The organism is Streptomyces sp. NPDC050549 (genome assembly GCF_040655035.1).
Lineage (GTDB): Bacteria > Actinomycetota > Actinomycetes > Streptomycetales > Streptomycetaceae > Streptomyces.
The window spans coordinates 52,986-70,334 of record NZ_JBFAJD010000011.1; the positions used below are offsets into that span (position 1 = coordinate 52,986).

Below are 17,349 nucleotides of genomic sequence, written 5' to 3' on the forward strand. Positions count from 1 at the left end.
CCGTACTATGTTCTGTCGCAACATCAGACATTCGGAGCAAAAATGCAAAAAACGGATGAGCTGCTTGATGTGACGGAGACGGTGGCCCCGGTCGCCGTCCACCCACCCGAGCGACTGCGCCGCCGCCTCCCGCGCAGACCCCCGCCCGCGACGGCGGTCCTCACCGCACTCGGCCTCGCGGCCTGCGCCCTCCTGCTGTCGGGCACACCATGGCTGAACGGCCCCGCCGTGGCCGCCTGGCGCACCGTCTGCCTGGCCATCACCGTGCAGGCGCTGCCCTTCCTCCTCCTCGGCACCGCCCTGTCCGGGGCGATCAACGCCTTCGTGCCGGCCGACCTGTTCACCAAGGTGCTGCCCAGGCGCGCCGTGCTCGCCGTCCCCGTGGCCGGCCTCGCCGGAGCCGTCCTGCCGGGCTGCGAATGCGCGTCCGTGCCGGTCGCCAACAGCCTGATCCGCCGGGGTGTCACCCCGGCCGCCGCCTTCGCGTTCCTGCTCTCGGCTCCCGCGATCAACCCGATCGTGCTGACCGCCACCGCCGTCGCCTTCCCCGGCAGCCCCGCCATGGTGCTGGCCCGGCTGCTCGCCTCGCTCGCCACCGCCGCCGTCATGGGCTGGCTCTGGCTCTGGCTCGGCCGTACGCAATGGCTGCGCCCGGTCGTCCGGCACACCGGACACCAGCACGGACACAGCCGCTTCACCGAGTTCCGGCTCGGCTTCCAGCACGACTTCCTGCACGCGGGCGGCTTCCTCGTCCTGGGCGCCATGGCCGCCGCCACCTTCAACGTGACCGTCCCGCGGTCCGTCCTCGACACCTTCTCCGGCTCACCCTGGCTGTCAGTGCTGTTCCTGGCCGCCCTGGCCGTGGTCCTCGCGGTCTGCTCCGAGGCCGACGCCTTCGTCGCCGCCTCGCTCACCGGCTTCTCGCCCACCGCCCGGCTGGCCTTCATGGTGGTCGGCCCGATGGTGGACCTGAAGCTGATCGCCCTCCAGGCCGGCACCTTCGGCCGGGCGTTCGCCGTCCGCTTCTCCACCGCGACCACCGTCGTGGCCGTGGCCGCCAGCGTCCTGATCGGAGGCGCCCTGCTGTGAAGCGCACCGCACAGATCACGCTCCTCGTCCTGACCGGCCTGGGCCTGCTGCACACCGCCCTCTTCACCGACCTCTACCTGCGCTACGTCAAGGAGGGCCTGCGCCCGCTGCTGATCGTCTCCGGCGTCCTCCTGCTGCTCCTGGGCCTGGCCCACGCGGCGTTCGACCGAGCCGCCCCCCACGCGGACGCCCACGGCCACGCCCACGGGCACGACCACTCCACCGCACCCCGCATCGCCTGGCTGCTCTTCCTCCCCGCGCTCAGCCTCCTCCTCTACGCCCCACCCGCCCTCGGCGCCTACACGGCCGCGCACTCCGGCAGCGAGACCGTCAAGCAGCAGAAGCGGTTCGCCGCACTGCCCGCGACCTCGCCCCTCCCGATGACCCTCACGGACTTCACCACCCGGGTCCAGCAGGACAAGGAACGCGCGATCAAGGGCCGTACCGTCGAGATGACGGGCTTCGTGACACCGGCACACGGCGGCTGGGACCTGACCCGCATCATCTTCACCTGCTGCGCGGCGGACGCCCAGACGGTGAAGATCCGGATGTACGGCACCCCCGCCCCGCCCGCCGACACCTGGCTGGCCGTCACCGGAACCTGGCACACCCAGGGCGCCCTCGGCACCAAGTCCGCGGCGGCGGCCCTCGACGTCCACGGCACCCGGCCCATCGCCCAGCCCGTCAACGCCTTCACGGACGACCTGCCCCTCACGCCCACCCGGTGACGCGAACGGCCTTTGCGGACAGGGGCGTCGGGGCAGAGGACGACCACAGCGGGAGTCGCGACGGCCGATCTTGGTTAACCTGCACGGGTGACCACCGATCTGACCCTGCTGCCCCGCGTCGCCCACCGCGGACAGGAAGTCACCGCGCCCCGGCTCCGCGGTCTCCTCGCGCTGCTCGCCGGCGACCTGCGCACGGGCTGCAGCACCGAGCGGCTGGTGGCGGGGCTGTGGCCGGACGAGTTGCCGGAACGGCCGGGCAAGGCGGTCCAGGTCCTGGTGTCCCGGGCCCGCTCCCAGCTGGGCGCGGACGTCATCGCCAGCACCCCGACCGGCTACCGCCTCACCCTCACCGAGGACCAGGTCGACAGTTCCGCCCTGCTGCTGCACGCCACGCTCAGCGCGGACCGGTCCCGGGCCGGTGACCACGCGGGAGCGCTGGCCGCGGCCGAGGCCGGGCTCGCCCTGTGGGAGGGCACTCCTGACGGGGACCCCGACAGCGCCGACCCGGTGGCCGTACTGCGCGCCGAGCGCGCCCCCGTCCACGCCGCGCTCGTCCGTGCGAGGGCCCTCGCGCTCGCCCGCCTGGGGCGCCACGCGGAGGCGGCCGGCCCCCTCGCCGCGGCCGCCGCGGAACATCCGCGCGACGAGGAGGTGCTCGCCGAACTGCTGCGCGGCGAGGCCGCGTCGGCGGGCCCGTCCGCCGCCCTGATGCGCTACGAGGCGTACCGCAGGGAACTGCGAGACGACCTCGGCACGGACCCGGGCGCCGGACTCAAGGCCGTGCACAAGGAACTGCTGCTCGGCGAGGCACCCGTGGTCCGACACGGCGTGCCGCACGAACCCAACCCCCTCCTCGGCCGGGACGAGGACATCGCGGCCGTCGAGCGCTCGCTGCACACCTCCCGCGCCGTCACCGTCGTCGGGCCCGGCGGCCTCGGCAAGACCCGGCTCGCGCACGCCGTGAGCCGCCGGGCCGAACAGCGCGTGGTCTACTTCGTGCCGCTCGCCGGTGTCACGGCCGACGCGGACGTGGCCGCCGAGGTGGCCTCGGCGCTCGGAGCGGGCGGCATGAGCGGGCCCTCCGGCGACCCGGTGAACGCGATCCTCGGCGTTCTCGGCACCGGGCCCGCGCTGCTCGTCCTCGACAACTGCGAGCAGATCGTCCGGGGCGCCTCCGACCTCGTCCAGGCCCTCGTCTCGTCCTCGCAGGACCTACGGGTGCTCGCCACCAGCCGCGCCCCGCTGGGCCTGACCTCCGAGGCGGTGTACGCGCTCCCGGAGCTGGGCCTCGCCACCTCCGTCGAACTGTTCACCCAGCGGGCGCGCGCCGCCCGGCCCGGTGTGGAGCTGCCGTCGGACGCGGTGACCGAGCTGTGCCGCCACCTCGACGGGCTGCCGCTCGCCGTGGAACTGGCCGCGGCACGGGTGCGGGTCCTGTCGGTGCCGGACATCGCCCGGCGCCTCGGCGACCGGTTCGCCCTGCTGCGCGGCGGCGCACGGGACGCACCCGAGCGGCACCGCACGCTGCACGCGGTCGTGGAGTGGAGCTGGAACCTCCTCGCGGAGGACGCCCGGGCGGCGCTGCGCACCCTCTCCGTCTTTCCCGGCGGCTTCCTCGCCGAGGCGGCGGAGCAAGTCCTCGGCGAGGACCCGCTGTTCCTCCTGGAGCAACTGGCCGACCAGTCCCTGCTCACCGTCGCCGACACCCCGGCAGGCGTACGGTTCCGCATGCTGGAGACCGTACGGGAGTTCAGCGCGGCCCGCCGCACCGAGGCGGGCGAGGACGAGGCGGCCGTAGACCAATTCCTGCTCTGGGCACGGGACTTCGGGGTCGCGTACCACGACTGGTTCTTCGGCTCGGAGCCGCGCGCCGCCTGGGAGCGGATCAGAGGTGAGCAGGACAACCTCGTGCTGGCCCTGCGGTACGCGCTGGCCCGGACGGACTGTCCCACCATCGCCGCCCTCACCGCGGTCCTCGCCGCCCTGTGGTCGACCGGTTCCAGCTACCCCCGACTCACCGCGCTCGCCGCGGACACCGGCCCACCGCTGTCGCACTACCACCCAGAGCCCGAATACGTCGAAGTCGCCCGCGCCGCCGCGGTGTTGTGCACGGCGAGCCTGTTCATGGGCTACGGCCCGCAGGTCGTACGCCAGCTCGTCACCCTCCGGCGACTGCCCCCGGCCCCGCCGGACACCCTGCTGCGCGCCATCTCGGCCGTGCTGGGCGCGGTCCCCGAGATGCTGCCCCCGGACTACGGCGTACTGCGCGAACTCTGCGCCAGCGAGCGGCCGTTGCTCGCTGGCATCGCCGAGTGCGTCGCCACCTATGTGTGGGAGTACGAGCACGACATCGACCGCTCGCTCGCCTCCGCCCGGCGCAGCATCACGGCACTTGCACCGGTCGACCACCCCTTCCTCCAGGTCCTCGGGCACGCCCGGCTGAGCGAGCTGTGCCTGCAGACGGAGCAGGGCGAGGCCGCGTACGAAAGTCTCAGGGCGGCGCTCGCGGCGTTGCCGCGCCTCGGTGACGAGCACGACTCCATCGGCGTCCGCTGGGGCCTCGTCCTCGCCTGTCTGCAGCGCGGCGAACCCGACGAGGCCGAGTACTGGCTGCGGCAGGCGGAGGAGCGCAACCCCGCGCACAAGGACGACGTCTACAGCCCCGATTTCGGCGGCCGTGCCGAGATCGCGCTCGCCCGTGGGCTGACGGAGGTCGGGCTCGGCCTGTGGCGCCGCAACGTGGAGGCGATCCCCGAGGCCGGCTCGGCGCAGAACGACGACCCCTTCTACGACCGGTGGCTGCTGCAGGTCCAGTCGGCGGCGGTGACGGCACACGCACACGCCGACCGGCTGGGGCTCGTCACGGACGTGGCCGACCGGCTGCGGCGCCGGCTGCGCGACCTGCTCGCGGGACCGGCCCGCTCGCCCATGGAACTCCCCGTGTTCGGGACGGGGTTGCACGCGCTCGGCATGGCCGGAATCGTCTCCGGCGACCCCTTCGCCGTACGACTGATCGCGCTCGCCGAACGGCTGCGGGTGCTGCGCGACTTCCAGCCCACCATGTCGGCGGACCGTGCCCGGCGGGCGGCCCAGGACGCCGACAGGGCGGCGTACACCGACGCGGTGTCGGAGTACGCCGCCCTGGAGCGGGACGAGCTGCGGGAGGCGGCCCGCGCTGCCATGGCGGTTACTTCGGGTCGCGGTTGAACTGTGCCGTCGACCAGCGGTAGCCGAGCACGGTGAGCCCGACGCACCAGGCGAGCGCGATCCACCCGTTGTTGCCGATCCCGGTGCCCAGCAGCAGGCCGCGCAGGGTCTCGATGGCCGGGGTGAAGGGCTGGTACTCGGCGATCGGCTGGAACCAGCCCGGCATCGTGTCGGCCGGAGTGAAGGCGCTGGAGATGAGCGGGAGGAGGATCAGCGGTGTCGCCATGTTGCTGGCCGCCTCGGGGTTGGGGCTGGCCATGCCCATTCCGACCGCGATCCAGGTGAGCGCCAGGGCGAACAGCGCGAGCAGTCCGAAGGCCGCGAGCCATTCCAGGACGGTGGCGTCCGTGGACCGGAAACCGATCGCCACGGCGACGGCACCGACGAGGACCAGACTGGCGAGCACCTGCAGCACACTGCCGACGACGTGTCCGATGAGTACGGAGCCGCGGTAGACCGCCATCGTGCGGAAGCGGGCCATGAGCCCCTCGTTCATGTCCATGGAGACGGAGACGGCGGCGCCGATCACGGTGCTGCCGATGGTCATCACCAGGAGGCCCGGGACGAGATAGGCGATGTAGTCGGACCGGTCGGCGCCGCCGCCGCCGATGCCCGCGCTCATCACGTTGCCGAAGACGTAGACGAAGAGCAGCAGCAGCATGATCGGAGTGAGCAGCAGGTTCAGGGTCATCGACGGGTAGCGCCGGACGTGCAGCAGGTTGCGGCGCAGCATCGTGGACGAGTCGCGGACGGCGAGGGCGAGGGTGCTCATCGGACGTTCTCCTTGGCCTGGTGGGGGATCTTGCTGTCGCCGGTGAGGGCGAAGAACACGTCGTCGAGGTCGGGGGTGTGCACGGTCAGCTCGTCGGCCTCGATGCCGGCGGCGTCCAACCAGTCGAGAACGGCCCGCAGTTCGCGCTGGCTGCCGTCGCTGGGGATCTGAAGTGACAGTGCCTCGTCGTCGCGGGTGACCTCGCGCAGGGCGGCGGCCGCGGACTGGTAGGCGGCCGGGTCGGTGAAGCGGAGCCGGACGTGTCCGCCGGGGACGAGCCGCTTGAGTTCCTCGGCGCTGCCCTCGGCGGCGATCCTGCCGTCGTTCAACACCGCGATGCGGTCGGCGAGTTCGTCGGCCTCGTCCAGGTACTGGGTGGTGAGGAAGACGGTGACCCCGTCGGCGACCAGCTCACGGATGATGCCCCACATGGTGTGGCGGGAGCGCGGGTCGAGGCCGGTGGTCGGCTCGTCGAGGAAGATGATCCGTGGGCTGCCGACCAGTGTCATGGCGATGTCGAGGCGGCGCTTCATGCCGCCGGAGTAGGTGGAGGCGGGCTTCTTCGCCGCCGCGGTGAGGTCGAAGCGGGCGAGGAGTTCGGCGGCCACCCGGCGTCCCTCCTTCCTCGGCAGGTGGTGCAGATCGGCCATGAGGAGCATGTTCTCCTCGCCGGTGATCAGTCCGTCGACGGCGGAGAACTGCCCGGTGACGCCGATCGCGGCCCGTACGGCCTGCGGTTCCACGGCCAGGTCGTGGCCGCCGACGCGCAGTTCGCCGGCGTCGGCGGCGATGAGCGTGGAGAGGATCTTGACCGCGGTGGTCTTGCCGGCGCCGTTCGGGCCGAGCAGGGCGAACACCGTGCCGGCCGGTACCGAAAGGTCGATGCCGTCGAGGACCGTCTTGTCCCCGTAGGCCTTGCGCAGCCCCTTGGCCGCGATGCCGGGTGAGTGCGAGGTCGTTGTCGTCATGCCGCAGAGCGTGCGGGAGGCCGCATTCAGCGCGGTTTCACGACGGTTTCAGTGCCCCGGAGCCGGTCGCCGACGCCCGTCGCCGATGTCTCCCGTGGGTCCCGATCTCCTGGCACATCCGAGAGTTGACGGGTCAGTGGGGCACATGCGGTGTGAAGGCGGGGTCGGGCCGGAAATCATCTTGTCATGAACCTGCGATCCGACGGGCGGATCGCGGTCTCATGGAGGTGTTGGATGCACCGCAGACTCGCCACCGGTCTCGCCGCCTCGTCCCTGGCCCTGGTCGCCGTCGCAGCCACTGCGACAGCCGCCACCGCCGTACCCGCCGACAAGCCCCAGGTCCTCTCCGGCTGGACCCAGGCCGGCGCATCGGGCTACAACCTCTGGGCCGCTGCCCGCGCCAACCAAACCGCCTGGTCCGCCTACGAGTTCGACTGGTCCACCGACTACTGCTCCGACTCGCCCGACAACCCCTTCGGCTTCCCCTTCGCGACGTCCTGCGCCCGCCACGACTTCGGCTACCGCAACTACAAGGCCGCAGGCAGCTTCGATGCCAACAAGTCGCGCCTCGACAGTGCCTTCTACGAGGACCTCAAGCGCGTCTGCGCCGCCTACGGCGCGACCGCCTGCAACAGCACGGCGTGGACGTACTACCAGGCCGTCAAGGTCTTCGGCTGACGGACCGTCAACCGGCGGACCGGTGCGGGACGTCGACTCCGGCGTCCCGCAACTCCGGCTCCGGCGAGTCGGGTTCACACCGCGACGACCCGAACCCCCGCCTCCTCGAACCGCCTTGCCATGTCACGCTCCACCGCCGTGTCCGTCACCAGCGTGTCCACCGACTCGGCCGAACAGATCCGGGCGAAGGCCCGCTGCCCGAGCTTGCTGGAGTCGGCCGCGACGACGACCCGCTCGGCGCGCTCGCACAGCAGCCGGTTGACCGCGGCCTCCGCCTCGTCATGGGCGGCCGCGCCGTGCGTCACGTCGAAGGCGACCACGCCGAGCACCGCCACATCGACGGTGATCTGCGAGAGCACCCCGTCCGCGAGCGGCCCGACGAGCTCGTACGACTGCGGGCGCGCGACCCCGCCGGTCAGCACGATCTTGAACTGGGGCCGTACGGCGAGCTCGTTGGCGATGTTGAGCGCGTTCGTCACGACGGTCAGCGCCGGTGAGCCGGAGGCTCCGGTGCCTCCGGAGCCGAGGTCGCCGCGCACGGCCAGGGCGCGGGCCACCTCCGTGGTCGTCGTGCCACCGGTCAGGCCCACCGCCTCGCCCGGCGCGACGAGTTCCGCGACCGCCTTGGCGATGCGCTGCTTCTCGGAGGCGTGCCGGGCGGTCTTGTAGCGCAACGGCAGTTCGTACGACACCCCGTGCACCACGGCGCCGCCCCGGGTGCGCACCAGCATCTGCTGCTCGGCGAGCTGGTCGAAGTCACGGCGGATCGTGGCGGCGGACACCGCGAGGTCGGCAGCCGCCTCCTCGACGTCGAGCCGCCCGCGCTCCACGAGCAGCTCCAGCAGCGCCTTCCAGCGGGCGTCGCGCGACATCCGAACTCTCCGTTCCTCGATTCTCCGGCGACCCTAGCGCACACCGTCTCCCCTCGATTGCTTGATTGTGCTCGAAAACTCGCTATATCTTGCAGGAACGAGCATATCCGGGAAGGGTGCGCCATGACCTATGTCGAGGACGAGCTGAAGAGCCAGCCCGAGTGCTGGATACGCGCCGCGTCGGAGGCGCCGGGGTACCGGGACGTGCTTCCGGCGCCGGGGGAGCGGGTCGCGATCGTCGGCTGCGGGACCTCGTACTTCATGGCCCAGGCCGTCGCCGCCCTCCGCGAGGGGGCGGGCCAGGGCGAGACCGACGCCTTCGCCGCCTCCGAGTTCCCGCACGGCCGCCCGTACGACCGGGTCCTCGCCCTCACCCGCTCCGGCACCACCACCGAAGTGCTGGAGCTCCTCGGGCAGTTGAAGGACCGCACCCGCACCACCGCGATCACCGCCGACCCGCACACCCCCGTCATGACGGCCGCCGACGAGCTCGTGGTGCTCGACTTCGCCGACGAACGCTCCGTGGTGCAGACCCGGTTCGCGACCACCGCGGTCACCCTGCTCCGCGCCCACCTCGGCCTGCACACCGACACCGCCGTCGCCGACGCTCGCACCGCACTCGCCGCCGAACTGCCCCAACAGCTCGTCGCCTGCACTCAGTTCACCTTCCTCGGTCGCGGCTGGACCGTCGGGCTCGCCAACGAGGCGGGCCTGAAAATGCGCGAGGCCTCACTGTCCTGGACCGAGGCCTACCCGGCGATGGAGTACCGACACGGCCCGATCAGCATCACCACCCACGGCACCGCCACCTGGATGCTCGGCGAGGCACCCGAGGGACTTGCCCAACAGGTGCGTGCCATCGGCGGGTTGTGGATCGAGGGCGGCCTCGACCCGCTCGCCGAACTCGTCCGCGCCCAGCGCCTCGCGGTCGCCGTCGCCGCACGCCGCGACCTCGACCCCGACCGCCCGCGCCACCTCACCCGCTCGGTGATCCTCGCCCCCTGAAAGGAAACAGGAGAGACCGTGCCCCTCGTCACCACCGGCGAACTCGTCACCCGCGCCGCCGAGGCCCGCTCCGCCGTGGCCGCCTTCAACATCATCACGCTGGAACACATCGAGGCCGTCGTCGCAGGCGCCGAGTCCGCCGAGGCGCCGGTCGTCCTCCAGGTCAGCGAGAACGCCGTCAAGTTCCGCTACGGCCGCCTCCTCCCGCTCGCCCGCGCGGCCGCAGCCGCCGCCGAACGGGCCGCCGTACCCGTCGCGTTGCACCTCGACCACGTCCAGAGCGACGACCTGCTCCGGCAGGCGCCCGGCGCGGGATTCAGCTCCGTGATGTACGACGCGGCCCGCCTGCCCTACGCCGACAACCTCACCGCGACCCGCGCCGCCACCGACTGGGCCCACGCCCAGGGGCTGTGGATCGAGGCCGAGCTGGGAGAGGTCGGCGGCAAGAACGGCGAGCCGCCGCTCGACGCCCACGCACCGGGCGCCCGCACCGACCCCGCGCGGGCCCGCGCCTTCGTCACCGACTCCGGCGTGGACGCCCTGGCCGTCGCCATCGGCAGCTCCCACGCCATGACCACCCGTACGGCCACCCTCGACCACGACCTCCTCAAGCGGCTCACCGCCACCCTGGACGTCCCCCTCGTCCTGCACGGCTCCTCGGGCGTCCCCGACGACGAGCTGATCGCGGCCGTCGCCGACGGCATCACCAAGGTCAACGTGGGCACAGCCCTCAACCTCGCGATGACCGGCGCGATCCGCGCCTACCTCGCGGAGCATCCCGAGGAGGTCGACTCCCGCAAGTACCTGAGCGTGGGGCGGGAGGCGATGGAAGGGGCGGTGGCCCGGATCATCGGCGTACTCGCCGGAACGGGTCCGGCTACCGCTTGACGGCCTTCAGCACCACGAACTTCGGGTCACTGGCGACGAGTTGGCTGTTGCCGAACAATCGCTTCAGCTTCACGTGATAGGCGAGATGCCGGTTGCCGACCACCCACAGCTCACCGCCCGACCGCAGCGCGCGCCGCGCGTCGGAGAACATCCTCCACGCCGTCGCGTCGGTCGTCGCCTGGTGCGAGTGGAACGGCGGATTGTTCAGCACGAGGTCCACACTCTCGGCCGGGACCCCGGTCAGCCCGTCCCCGACCCTGAACTCGGCGTGCCCCGGCACCCCGTTGGCCTTGTACGTGGCCTCCGCGGACGCCACCGCCTGGAACGACTCGTCCGCGAACAGGACTTCGGCCTCCGGATCGGCCAGCGACACCGCCGTACCGACGACACCGTTGCCGCACCCGAGGTCAACCACCCGGCGGGGACCGTGACTTGAAGGCAGGTGCTGGAGAAAGAACCGGGTGCCGATGTCGAGGCGCTCGGCGCAGAACACGCCCGCGTGGTTGACCACGGTCCGCCCCGAGACCGTACCGATGCCGTCGGGCAGGGCGTAGCTGTGCGGCCACGGGTTGGTGGCTCGCGCCCCCGACGACCGGGGCGAGCAGTGGATCAGCCGGGCCTTCTTCTCGGCCAGCGAGGTCCGGGTCGGGCCGAGGATCCGCTCGAACAGCTTCAGCGTCGAAGTGTGGATCTCCTTCACCATGCCGGTGCCCACGACCACAGTGCCGGCGTGCACCGCGGGCGCCAGCCGCAGCAACTGGTCCTCCAACAGCGCGAGACTCTTCGGCACCCGGACCAGCAGCACGTCGACGCGCTCGGGCGGCGGGTCCTGGGTGGTGAGCAGCCGTACGGAATCCGCGGCGACCTCGTTGCGGCCGAGGTTCGCCCTGGTCGCCTCCTGGGTGAGGAACGAGTCCGTGATCTGCACCGGGCCGTGCTGCGCGAGCGCCGTCGCCAGGGCGCCCCAGCGGTCGCCCACGATCACGACCGTGCCGGACAGTGGGGTGTCCTGTGCCGCGAGATGTCGCAGCAGGTACTCGTCGGAGGCGTCCCAGCCGCGCAGCCGGTCGCGCGGGTCCTCGGGGAAGCGGGCCAGGGCGCGGTCGCCCCACGGAGTCGTCATTCGGTCGATATGGTCGTCCATCGTGCGCCAAGGCTAACCGAGTACCAGCTCACGGCCGGTCGGGGCAGGATGGAGCGCATGGACGCCGAGCTGTTTCCCCGGGCCCGCACGGAGATCGCGCCGGGCGCGGTGCACGTGCCGGACTGGCTCGCCCCGGACCGCCAGCGCGACCTCCTGACGGCCTGCCGCGAGTGGGCCCGGCCGCCCGCAGGACTGCGCACGGTCCACACCCCCGGTGGCGGCACGATGACCGCCCGGCAGGTGTGCCTGGGCTGGCACTGGTACCCGTACGCCTACTCCCGCACGGCGACCGACGGCGACGGCACCCCGGTGAAGCCGTTCCCCGCCTGGCTGGACGAACTGGGCCGACGGGCGGTCGCCGACACACTGGGGGTGCCGACGGCGTCGTACGACATCGCACTGATCAATTTCTACGACGGCGACGCCCGCATGGGCATGCACCGCGACAGCGACGAGAAGTCGCAGGCGCCGGTCGTGTCGCTCAGCCTCGGCGACACCTGCGTCTTCCGCTTCGGCAACACCGAGACCCGTACGAACCCTTACACGGACGTGGAGTTGAGGAGTGGGGACCTGTTCGTGTTCGGCGGGCCGTCGAGACTGGCGTACCACGGGGTGCCGAGGGTGTACGAGGCGACGGGGCCGGGGGAGTTGGGGCTCAAGGGGAGACTGAACGTGACGTTGAGAGTCAGTGGCTTCTGAGCAGAGGTGTGATTTGCAACTGTGAACACGGCGCCGAACGGCTCTCTACGGATCATGGGAGACTCCCCCTCATGAGCGGCGAAGGGACAACCTCAAGAGCGCGGCTGGACCGAGGACGCGGAGCCCTCGGCCCCGCGCTGGAGCTCGTGCACACCGGCCGCGCCCCCACCCGCGCCGTACTCACCGCAGAACTCGGAGTGACCCGGGCGACGGCCGGCGCTGTCGCGGCCGAGCTGGAGGCGCTGGGGCTGATCAGGGTCGACGCCCGGCCCGGCGCGGCGGCCGGTTCGCAGGGCCGGCCCTCGCACCGGCTGGCGCTCGCCGAGGACGGGCCCGTCGTGCTCGCCGCCCAGGTGCACGCCGACGGCTTCCGGGCCGCGCTGGTCGGTCTCGGCGGCCAGATCGTGGCCACCGCACCCGGCTGCGAGGCCGTCGACGCAGACCCGGCGAAGGTGCTCGGCTCGGTCGTCGAGGCCGGCGCGGATCTGCTGCGCGAAACGGGCCGGCGCTGCGTGGGTGCCGGACTCGCCGTGCCCTCCGCCGTCGCCGAGCCCGACGGACTGGCACTCAACCCCCTGCACCTGGCCTGGCCCGCGGGCGCGCCGGTACGGCGGATCTTCGCCGAGTGCGTGCGCGCGGCCGGCCTCACCGGACCGGCGTTCGCGGGCAACGACGTCAACCTCGCCGCGCTCGCCGAACACCGGCACGGTGCGGGCCGGGGCGCCCGCGACCTGCTGTGCGTGGCGACCGGGCACCGGGGTGTGGGCGGCGCGCTGGTCCTCGACGGGCGTCTGCACACGGGGAGTTCGGGGCTCGCACTCGAAGTCGGACACCTCACCGTCAACCCCGAGGGCCGCCCCTGCCACTGCGGCAGCCGAGGCTGTCTCGACGTCGAGGCCGACCCCCTCGCCCTCCTCACCGCGGCCGGCCGGGACCCCGGCCCCGAGGTGTCCCTGCTCCAGCAGTCCAACGACCTGATCCGCCACCACTACGACGACCTGTCCGTCCGGAGGGCGGCCGAGACGCTGATCGACCGGCTGGGGCTGGGTCTCGCCGGGCTGGTGAACATCCTCAACCCCGACCGGATCATCCTCGGGGGACTGCACCGCACCCTGCTCGACGCCGACCCGGACCGGCTGCGCGCGGTCGTCGCCGACCGCAGCCTGTGGGGGCAGAGCGGGGGCGTGCCGATCCTCGCCTGCACCCTCGACCACAACAGCCTGGTCGGCGCCGCCGAGTTGGCGTGGCAGCCGGTGCTCGACGATCCGCTGGCGGCCCTTTCCTGATCTCGCGGACGGCACGTGACGCAAGGAATCGACGAGTCCGTTGGGTGCCGGGGCAGAGTAGGTCTATCGTCGGAAACCTAAGGCCAGAGGATGGAGGCGGCCGGTGATGCCGCAGGATGAGCCCGTGATCGGATGCACGGGGCAGGTGATCATCGGAACCCGTGGAAACGCGGGCCCCGGCGAGATCCTGGTGAGCGTCCGCGGCGGCTCCGAGACCTTCCTCGCCTGGTCTGACGATCCCCTGCCCACGGGGGCGACCGTGCTCGTGATCGAGTCGCGTGGGGGTCGTGAGGTCCACGTCATCGAATGGGTGGATCCATTGGACGCGCTGGGCGGGGACTCCGCCGGCGCAGAGTGAGGAGTACCAATGTTCGGTTACCGCGTTCCCGCTCCCGATGAGGCGATGCTGATCTCGGGTGGCAGGCGGGGACTGGGGGGCGCGCCGTTCCGAGTGGTGACGGGGCACGGAAAGTTCGTGCTCCCGGTTTTCCGCAAGACCCGTTTCCTCACGCTGTCGATGTGCGAGGCCGAGGTCACCGAGACCTGCGTGACCCGGCAGGGCATCGCGCTGCACGTCCGTGCCGTGATCGCCTTCAAGGTCGGCAACGACACCGAGAGCATCATCAACGCGGGTCAGCGTTTCCTCTCCGACCAGGACCAGATGTCGGTCCTGACCGGACGGATCTTCGCCGGTCACCTGCGGTCCATCATCGGCTCGATGACCGTCGAGGAGATCGTCACCGAGCGGCAGAAGCTCGCCGCCGAGGTCCTGGACACCTCGAAGATCGAGATGGCGAAGATCGGCCTGATCGTGGACTCGCTGCAGATCCAGTCGATCGACGACGGCGACACCGGTTACATCGAGGCCATGTCCGCCCCGCACAAGGCGGCCATCCAGCGCCAGGCCCAGATCGCCCAGGCGCAGGCCACCCAGGCATCGGTCGAGGCGGAACAGGTCGCGGCGCGCAACCAGGCCGAGTACGCCCGGCAGACCGCCGTCGTCAAGGCGGAGTACTCGGCCGAGGTGGACCGCGCCCAGGCGCAGGCCGCGCAGGCCGGACCGCTGGCGCAGGCCCACGCCCAGCAGGAAGTGCTGGCCGCGCAGACCGAACTGGCCCAGCGCCAGGCCGAGTTGCGCCAGCAGCAGCTCGTCGCCGAGATCGTCAAGCCGGCCGAGGCCGAGGCCCAGCGGATCAAGCTGCTCGCCATCGCCGAGGCCGAGCGCATGAAGATCCAGGCCGAGGCGGCGGCCTCCTACGACCGGGTCGCGCTCGACCGCATGCTGATCGACCAGCTCCCGCAGATCGTGAAGGAAGCGGCAGGCGGCCTCGCCGGCGCCAACGTCAACGTCCTCAACGGCGCCGACGGCCTCGGCGAGATCGCGGCCGGCCTGGTCTCGCAGGGCCTCACGATCCTCGACTCGGTCCGGGGCAACCTGGGCAACGCGGACAACGACGGCCGCCGCTCCGGCGACGACGTCAAGAACCTGCTCCAACTCCCGGCCAAGAAGGACGACAAGAAGGACGACGGTCCGGTGGACCTCGACTAGGACCTGTTCGGACATGCCCTGCCGGCGGCTCGGGCGGGCCGGTCCTGGCAGGGAGCCGTGAGGCTCCACAGCGTCGCCACCAGCGGGCGGCGCAGGTCCGCCCGCCGTACACACAGCCCGATCGGGAGCGGCTCCGGCGCGGGATCCGCCGCGACCACCGCCAGCCGCTCCCTTACGGCACTGCACTCCAGCACCAGCCGGGGCACCACCCCGGTCCCGAAGCCCAGCGCGACGAGCGTCAACAGCCCCTCGTGGCCGTCCGGTTCGCAGACCACGTCCGGTGTCGTGCCCCGGGCCCGGAACCAGCGGTCGGCCGCCTCCCGGACCAGACCCCGGTGCGGCAGGACGAACGGGCCGTCGAGCTTCGGATCGGGACGGTCGCGGGCGGTGACGAGCACCAGCTCGGTCACCGCGACCGTCCGGCTCACCAGCGGCTCCGGCAGCCGCACCGGGATGCCGGCGAGCGCCACGTCCACCTCGCCCTCGTCGAGCCGGGCCAGCGCCGCCGCCGCGTCACCGGTGCGCAGATCGAGCCGCACCTGCGGATGCGCGGCCCGGAACGGCGCCAACAGGTCGGGCAGCAGGGCCTGGCAGGCGGTCACCGTGGCGAACAGGGCGAGACGGCCGGTGAGTTCGGCCGGGTCGGGATGCTCCTCCCGGTAGGCACGCCACAACTCCAGTGCCTGGACGGCGTATTCACGGAACCGGTGCCCCTCCGCCGTCAACGACACCCCACGCGCCCCACGGTCGAACAACCGGTGCCCGAGGTCGGCCTCCAGCCGCTGAACGGTCCGCGTCAGAGTCGCCGGACTCACATGACAGTCGAGACTCGTCCGCCCGAAGTTCAGCGTCTGCGCCAGATGCAGGAAAAGTTGCAGCTCCCGCCGGTTGTCCCGCATCCCGTGAACTGCCCCTTTCACTTCTCGCAACAGTCCGATGCACGGATTGCGCTTGCCGCAACACTCGCCCGGAGCCTACAACTCGACCATGACCTCGACCACGCACACCTCCGCCGTCTTCACCCTCGAAACGATGGACGTGCCCGGCGGCACGGAGACCATCCTGCGCGGCGGCCGGCACCTCTTCCCGCTGCTCCCGCAGGCCTTCGCCGGTGTCCGCCGCATCGGCGTCATCGGCTGGGGCCCACAGGGCCGCGCCCAGGCCCGCAACCTGCGCGACTCCCTCGCCGGTACGGACATCCGGGTGAGCGTCGGCCTGCGCCCCGGCTCGGCGTCCGCCGCCGACGCCCGCGCCCACGGTTTCACCGAGGAGGACGGCACGCTCGGCGACTGGCTCGCCGTCACCGCCGACAGCGACCTCGTCATCCTCCTCATCGCGGACGCCGCCCTCGCCGCCCACCACGAGGAGATCTTCGCGGCCCTCAGGCCCGGTGCCACCATCGGCCTCTCGCACGGCTTCCTCCTCGGCCATCTCCGGGCCACCGGCGGCGAGTTCCCGCCCGGACACGGCGTCATCGCGGTCTGCCCCAAGGGCATGGGCGACTCCGTGCGCCGCCTCTACGAACAAGGCACAGAGATCAACGGCGCCGGAATCAACAGCAGTTACGCCGTCCATGCCGACCCCGACGGCAGGGCCACCGACCGAGCGCTCGGCTGGTCGGTCGCGCTCGGCTCGCCGTACACGTTCCGCACCACCCTGGAGAGCGAGTACCGCTCCGACATCGTCGGCGAGCGTGCGATCCTGCTCGGTGCCGTCCACGGCATCGTCGAGAGCCTCTACACGCGCTACCGCCTGTCCGGCGACGACCCGGTGACCGCGTACGAGCGCTCCTGCGAGAACGTCACCGGACCGATCGCGCGCACGATCTCGCACGCCGGACTCCGCGCCGTCCGCGAGGAGTTGGACCCGGCCGGACGCGAGGTCTTCGACCGCGCGTACTCGGCGACCTACGGCCCCGCCCGCGAGATCGTCGCCGAGATCTACGACGAGGTCGCCGACGGCACCGAACTGCGCAGCGTCGTCCTCGCCGACCGGCGGCTCGGCGCACGGGAGATGAGCGGCATCGGCGGCTCACCCATGTGGGCCGCCGGAGCGGAGGTCCGTGCCCGCAGGGCCGAACGCGCCCTGCCTGTCGAGCCGTTCACCGCCGGGGTGTTCGTGGCGACGATGACCGCTCAGGTCGACGAGTTCGCCGAGCGCGGCCACCCCTGGTCCGAGATCGTCAACGAGTCGGTCGTCGAGGCGGTCGACTCCCTGCTGCCCTACATGCACGCCCGCGATGTGGCGTACATGGTCGACAACTGCTCCCGCACGGCCCGCCTTGGCACCCGGCGCTGGGGCCCGCGCTTCCAGGCCGCCTACGAGCAGATCGCCTACCCGGCGTCCGAACTCCCCCCGAACGAAGCCCTGTTGACGGCCTTCGACACCCACCCCATGCACGAGGCACTGGCCGCGGCGGCGAAACTGCGGCCGTCCGTGGACATCTCCGTGGCCTAGCGGCGGG

At 71.9% G+C, this 17,349-nt stretch carries 16 protein-coding genes; 11 read left to right on the forward strand and 5 right to left on the reverse strand.

Going from position 1 to position 17,349, the window contains the following annotated elements:
- The first annotated feature begins 42 nt into the window (after positions 1 to 42).
- The 3 genes from AB0I51_RS18155 to AB0I51_RS18165 all read left to right on the forward strand — a co-directional run bounded on the left by AB0I51_RS18155 (position 43) and on the right by AB0I51_RS18165 (position 5,024).
- A complete protein-coding gene (locus AB0I51_RS18155; RefSeq protein ID WP_362976164.1) occupies positions 43 to 1,089 on the forward strand; it encodes a permease in 1,047 nt (348 codons plus the stop codon).
- Entirely contained in the window at positions 1,086 to 1,817 is a 732-nt protein-coding gene (locus tag AB0I51_RS18160; RefSeq protein ID WP_362976166.1) for a TIGR03943 family protein, read from the forward strand. Before AB0I51_RS18155 ends, AB0I51_RS18160 begins: the two co-directional genes overlap by 4 nt.
- 87 nt (positions 1,818 to 1,904) lie before the next feature.
- Positions 1,905 to 5,024, forward strand: a complete 3,120-nt coding sequence (locus AB0I51_RS18165; protein ID WP_362976168.1) for a BTAD domain-containing putative transcriptional regulator — start codon at positions 1,905 to 1,907, stop codon at positions 5,022 to 5,024.
- On the opposite strand, the gene AB0I51_RS18170 is transcribed toward AB0I51_RS18165, so the two are convergent.
- Both AB0I51_RS18170 and AB0I51_RS18175 read right to left on the reverse strand, forming a co-directional pair.
- Positions 5,005 to 5,796 (reverse strand): ABC transporter permease, encoded by a 792-nt coding sequence (locus tag AB0I51_RS18170; protein WP_019069567.1) that lies wholly within the window; start codon positions 5,794 to 5,796, stop codon positions 5,005 to 5,007. The genes AB0I51_RS18165 and AB0I51_RS18170 overlap by 20 nt on opposite strands.
- Positions 5,793 to 6,764 (reverse strand): ATP-binding cassette domain-containing protein, encoded by a 972-nt coding sequence (locus tag AB0I51_RS18175; protein WP_362976170.1) that lies wholly within the window; start codon positions 6,762 to 6,764, stop codon positions 5,793 to 5,795. Before AB0I51_RS18175 ends, AB0I51_RS18170 begins: the two co-directional genes overlap by 4 nt.
- 234 nt (positions 6,765 to 6,998) lie before the next feature.
- Between AB0I51_RS18175 and AB0I51_RS18180 the strand changes: the two genes are divergently transcribed.
- Complete coding sequence (locus tag AB0I51_RS18180; RefSeq protein WP_362976172.1) at positions 6,999 to 7,442, forward strand: phospholipase; 444 nt, start codon at positions 6,999 to 7,001, stop codon at positions 7,440 to 7,442.
- Positions 7,443 to 7,516: 74 nt separating this feature from the next.
- Here AB0I51_RS18180 and AB0I51_RS18185 read toward each other — a convergent pair whose 3' ends face one another.
- Positions 7,517 to 8,314, reverse strand: coding sequence for a DeoR/GlpR family DNA-binding transcription regulator (locus tag AB0I51_RS18185; RefSeq protein WP_362976174.1), 798 nt, complete (start codon positions 8,312 to 8,314; stop codon positions 7,517 to 7,519).
- A gap of 123 nt (positions 8,315 to 8,437) precedes the next feature.
- On the opposite strand from AB0I51_RS18185, the gene AB0I51_RS18190 reads away from it, so the two are divergent.
- Both AB0I51_RS18190 and AB0I51_RS18195 read left to right on the forward strand, forming a co-directional pair.
- Positions 8,438 to 9,319, forward strand: a complete 882-nt coding sequence (locus AB0I51_RS18190; RefSeq protein WP_362976176.1) for an SIS domain-containing protein — start codon at positions 8,438 to 8,440, stop codon at positions 9,317 to 9,319.
- Positions 9,320 to 9,337: 18 nt separating this feature from the next.
- Positions 9,338 to 10,207, forward strand: coding sequence for a class II fructose-bisphosphate aldolase (locus tag AB0I51_RS18195; RefSeq protein ID WP_362976178.1), 870 nt, complete (start codon positions 9,338 to 9,340; stop codon positions 10,205 to 10,207).
- Here AB0I51_RS18195 and AB0I51_RS18200 read toward each other — a convergent pair.
- Positions 10,197 to 11,330, reverse strand: a complete 1,134-nt coding sequence (locus tag AB0I51_RS18200; protein WP_362976180.1) for a methyltransferase — start codon at positions 11,328 to 11,330, stop codon at positions 10,197 to 10,199. The two genes, AB0I51_RS18195 and AB0I51_RS18200, sit on opposite strands and share 11 nt — an antisense overlap.
- Before the next feature lie 78 nt (positions 11,331 to 11,408).
- On the opposite strand from AB0I51_RS18200, the gene AB0I51_RS18205 reads away from it, so the two are divergent.
- The 4 genes from AB0I51_RS18205 (at position 11,409) to AB0I51_RS18220 (ending at position 14,885) form a co-directional block, all read left to right on the forward strand.
- A complete protein-coding gene (locus AB0I51_RS18205) occupies positions 11,409 to 12,050 on the forward strand; it encodes an alpha-ketoglutarate-dependent dioxygenase AlkB (protein ID WP_362976182.1) in 642 nt (213 codons plus the stop codon).
- 71 nt (positions 12,051 to 12,121) lie between these two features.
- Positions 12,122 to 13,336, forward strand: a complete 1,215-nt coding sequence (locus AB0I51_RS18210) for an ROK family protein (protein WP_362976184.1) — start codon at positions 12,122 to 12,124, stop codon at positions 13,334 to 13,336.
- A 106-nt stretch (positions 13,337 to 13,442) separates the two neighbouring features.
- A complete protein-coding gene (locus AB0I51_RS18215) occupies positions 13,443 to 13,694 on the forward strand; it encodes a hypothetical protein (protein WP_362976186.1) in 252 nt (83 codons plus the stop codon).
- 9 nt (positions 13,695 to 13,703) lie between these two features.
- Positions 13,704 to 14,885 carry an SPFH domain-containing protein gene (locus AB0I51_RS18220; RefSeq protein WP_362976188.1) on the forward strand — a complete coding sequence of 394 codons (1,182 nt, stop codon included), beginning with the start codon at positions 13,704 to 13,706 and terminating at the stop codon, positions 14,883 to 14,885.
- Here AB0I51_RS18220 and ilvY read toward each other — a convergent pair.
- Positions 14,882 to 15,784 (reverse strand): HTH-type transcriptional activator IlvY, encoded by a 903-nt coding sequence (gene ilvY, locus AB0I51_RS18225; RefSeq protein WP_362976190.1) that lies wholly within the window; start codon positions 15,782 to 15,784, stop codon positions 14,882 to 14,884. The genes AB0I51_RS18220 and ilvY overlap by 4 nt on opposite strands.
- A gap of 88 nt (positions 15,785 to 15,872) precedes the next feature.
- On the opposite strand from ilvY, the gene AB0I51_RS18230 reads away from it, so the two are divergent.
- Positions 15,873 to 17,342, forward strand: a complete 1,470-nt coding sequence (locus AB0I51_RS18230; RefSeq protein WP_362976192.1) for a ketol-acid reductoisomerase — start codon at positions 15,873 to 15,875, stop codon at positions 17,340 to 17,342.
- Positions 17,343 to 17,349: the final 7 nt, after the last annotated feature.

Coding starts and splice junctions, on each gene's coding strand:
- AB0I51_RS18155 (WP_362976164.1), top strand. CDS start 43: ATGCAAAAAACGGATGAGCTGCTTGATGTGACGGAGACGGTGGCCCCG.
- AB0I51_RS18170 (WP_019069567.1), bottom strand. CDS start 5,796: ATGAGCACCCTCGCCCTCGCCGTCCGCGACTCGTCCACGATGCTGCGC.
- AB0I51_RS18175 (WP_362976170.1), bottom strand. CDS start 6,764: ATGACGACAACGACCTCGCACTCACCCGGCATCGCGGCCAAGGGGCTG.
- AB0I51_RS18180 (WP_362976172.1), top strand. CDS start 6,999: ATGCACCGCAGACTCGCCACCGGTCTCGCCGCCTCGTCCCTGGCCCTG.
- AB0I51_RS18185 (WP_362976174.1), bottom strand. CDS start 8,314: ATGTCGCGCGACGCCCGCTGGAAGGCGCTGCTGGAGCTGCTCGTGGAG.
- AB0I51_RS18190 (WP_362976176.1), top strand. CDS start 8,438: ATGACCTATGTCGAGGACGAGCTGAAGAGCCAGCCCGAGTGCTGGATA.
- AB0I51_RS18200 (WP_362976180.1), bottom strand. CDS start 11,330: ATGACGACTCCGTGGGGCGACCGCGCCCTGGCCCGCTTCCCCGAGGAC.
- AB0I51_RS18205 (WP_362976182.1), top strand. CDS start 11,409: ATGGACGCCGAGCTGTTTCCCCGGGCCCGCACGGAGATCGCGCCGGGC.
- AB0I51_RS18210 (WP_362976184.1), top strand. CDS start 12,122: ATGAGCGGCGAAGGGACAACCTCAAGAGCGCGGCTGGACCGAGGACGC.
- AB0I51_RS18215 (WP_362976186.1), top strand. CDS start 13,443: ATGCCGCAGGATGAGCCCGTGATCGGATGCACGGGGCAGGTGATCATC.
- AB0I51_RS18220 (WP_362976188.1), top strand. CDS start 13,704: ATGTTCGGTTACCGCGTTCCCGCTCCCGATGAGGCGATGCTGATCTCG.
- ilvY (WP_362976190.1), bottom strand. CDS start 15,784: ATGCGGGACAACCGGCGGGAGCTGCAACTTTTCCTGCATCTGGCGCAG.
- AB0I51_RS18230 (WP_362976192.1), top strand. CDS start 15,873: ATGACCTCGACCACGCACACCTCCGCCGTCTTCACCCTCGAAACGATG.